The sequence below is a fragment of the Enterococcus sp. LJL128 genome (assembly GCF_056924295.1).
In genome coordinates this window covers 1-2,411 of the sequence record NZ_JBXPBP010000036.1, presented here as the reverse complement: position 1 = coordinate 2,411, position 2,411 = coordinate 1, and the positions used below count along the sequence as shown (strand labels likewise).

Here is a 2,411-nt window from a genome sequence, read left to right as displayed (position 1 = left end):
CAAAAAATCAAATGTTAAGTAGAATAACAAATCTTCATTTCCATCAATTGAATCTATCACTATTGCCTCAAAAAAAACTATATTATTATCATACCAGTCAAACGATATTTCTTTAAATTCATAAGGTTCATCATATATATCCACGTTTAATTGTCTAGATACACTATCCCGAAAAGGTCTATCACTGATGTTTGTTCTAATCAATTTGATACGATTTTCACTATCACTTTCTACCATATTCTTTGCAAAAAAGAACTTTTTCTCTTTAGATATTTTTTCCATCACATTATACAAATCGGTAGCATTTATAAAACTATTTTCTTTTAATAAAATTGAACAGGATATACTCATTTATTTCAACTCTTCTCCTAAATTATCTAGTGAATTTACTATTGTTATCTTATTTTGTGATTCCAAATTCCGTAAATACTCAATCTTTTCCAAGGTTTTGGGATTAGTGATATTCTGAATTGGTTCATCAAAATATACAAGTATTTTTTTGACTCAAAATTAAAAAACTAGGGATTATTATAATCAATCAGCCTATCTATTTAATCAGTTTTTATTGACGAAGCAGATTTCTTAACTTCAATTATGTGCTTTGGAGTTACAATATCTAAATCAGTTACTTTTTGATTGTTAGTTAAAATTTCTTGACCAAATTGAGTGACTTCAATCTTCTTCTGTGTATAACTACCAACTTTATATCCTAACATAAACCCTTCCAGTACCGCGAACGAGGCTTTAAGTATAAAAAAGAGTATTAGCCTGTCACACTAATACTTTTTTCCATTTGTAATTTGCTAATGCCCCTATTATTTTATTACGAAAATAGATTGTTCATTATTTGTACAATAAATACAGTTAGCTTTTATTAACTATTGGCAACTTGATTAGTGAGTTTACGCTTGCTAGTCAAGGCTTTACTATCCGACTCCAATCGAATAGTAAAGTGCCTTTTTTATTTTTTAATTATTTCTATTTCAAATATTTTTTAACAAGGATTATACTATAAATAAATTAGAAGTCTTCGTAAGGAAACTCTTCTAACCCTATTGCTTCAATACTTTCACAGTAGAAATCAATATACATATATCCGTCGTTTTGTCCATAACCGCTATCATCATGAATATGAAATCTTTCTTCATTAGGCCAATCCATGGGTTCATTTTTCATATCATGGATATAAAGTCCCTCAGAGATGTCTATATTATTTGCTAATTTATTCAAACATAAATTACTAACGTTGTTAAATTTAATTTTAGCTAGTAGAATACTCTTAGATTTTGAGAATGAAACTTTAAAATCTAAGTATAGAACTGATCGACTTTCATTAAAAATATTTTCTTCAATACAAAATTCAATTTTCATAATATTAGAAAAAGAATATGAGCCCTGAGATTTAATTTCATCTAAAATTTTATCTGCATTTATTACCTCTATAAGATTTTCAATAAATTCCGCCATAGCAATTCTCCTATTCATTTTTATTTATCAAGATCAAATGTTATACTATTTGTTGCTTTATCAATTTTCCCTTCACGAAAAATCCCATTTTCATCTAAAAAGAATTTTTTCTTAGAACTAGGATTTATATATCCATTATTCCATTCAAACTCATGAATATGTGGATTAGTATGGTGTAAAGAATTTCCATGATCTGAATAATCTATTCTGATGCTCTGTTTCCCCTGTTTATCATAAATAATGACGGATTTTTCTACATTTCCACTAGAACCCAATCTATTATATTCCATTCTACTGTTCGGAACACCATCCATAGAAGAATAATTATTTTTATAATACTCTTCTGGTAAGAACGGTTCTGTAGCAAAATCATTTGGTTGCTTGATAGTCTCAGACCCACTAGCTTTCTCACCTGGCACCGTCTGTCCATGATACGTACTTCCTGCATCCCCATCTACTTCCGGTACCTTAGTTACTTTGCCCTTAACCGTCTTAACTCCGTTATATCCTAACATAAATCCTTCCAAGACCGCAAACGATGCTTTGAGTATTCGCTCTCCTGTGGATAGCTTCCGTCCAGTAATCAGCTCTTTTCCAGTCCATGCCTCGGTCGCATTAGTGGCAGTTCCTATCATATCCAGGGTATTGGCAATGGCCAACGGCAGCTTCGATTGGAAAAAGAGGAGGGCTCCATTGACAGCAATCGTTACCACAAAGCCCTTGATCTGATCGTGGTGGGAAGAGTAATCGAAGGAGCCTTTCGCAAAGTTTGCGGCCCGGTATTCTTCAAAGGTCAGATTGCCCCATTCGTCTTTCTTTCGGGCAAACTCATCTTTCAAATAATCGTTTAACGTCGTATCTCCTGCGAGAATATCCCCCAGTGTGACATGACTCTTATGCCTTGTTCCCTGAAATGCCTGATCTGGAAAGTAGCCTTTGGCACT

General features: G+C 32.4%; 4 protein-coding genes. All 4 read right to left on the bottom strand.

All coding sequences use genetic code 11. The annotated features are described in order from the left end of the window. The coding region (locus tag AC1Z3K_RS18580) for a hypothetical protein (protein WP_461733561.1) at positions 1-351 on the bottom strand (351 nt) is incomplete at its 3' end. Positions 352-551: 200 nt separating this feature from the next. After that, positions 552-716 carry a hypothetical protein gene (locus AC1Z3K_RS18575; RefSeq protein ID WP_426084224.1) on the bottom strand — a complete coding sequence of 55 codons (165 nt, stop codon included), beginning with the start codon at positions 714-716 and terminating at the stop codon, positions 552-554. Between the two features lie 304 nt (positions 717-1,020). Then, positions 1,021-1,467, bottom strand: coding sequence for a hypothetical protein (locus tag AC1Z3K_RS18570; protein WP_426084225.1), 447 nt, complete (start codon positions 1,465-1,467; stop codon positions 1,021-1,023). A gap of 20 nt (positions 1,468-1,487) precedes the next feature. Then, a partial coding sequence (locus tag AC1Z3K_RS18565; protein WP_461733560.1) for a pre-toxin TG domain-containing protein occupies positions 1,488-2,411 on the bottom strand: 924 nt, incomplete at its 5' end.